Below are 233 nucleotides of genomic sequence, written 5' to 3'. Positions count from 1 at the left end.
ACGTTGATATTTATCAGCCTGCGGTCAATTTCGGACAAATTCATCGAACTTGAGGAAACGCCTGGCTGCGAGCGGCAAGGTCGCGCAAGATCGCCTGGATCTCGCCGAAGTCCGGCCGCTCGCTCACCCGTGGCAGCGCGCAACGTCGCTGCAACTCGACCAGCGCCGCACGTAGCGAGGCCTGCCCCGGCGGCGCCTCGCTGCGCTCGAGCAACTCTTCCAGCAGGCAGGCG

At 64.4% G+C, this 233-nt stretch carries 1 protein-coding gene; it reads right to left on the bottom strand.

Going from position 1 to position 233, the window contains the following annotated elements:
* Nucleotides 1–40: 40 nt before the first annotated feature.
* On the bottom strand, nt 41–233 hold a 193-nt coding region (locus tag ACNQO6_RS18530; RefSeq protein WP_440209924.1), incomplete at its 5' end, for a hypothetical protein.

It is taken from the genome of Acinetobacter calcoaceticus, assembly GCF_051947995.1.
In the GTDB taxonomy this organism is placed as follows: domain Bacteria; phylum Pseudomonadota; class Gammaproteobacteria; order Pseudomonadales; family Moraxellaceae; genus Acinetobacter.
This window is presented reverse-complemented; position numbering and strand designations above follow the sequence as displayed.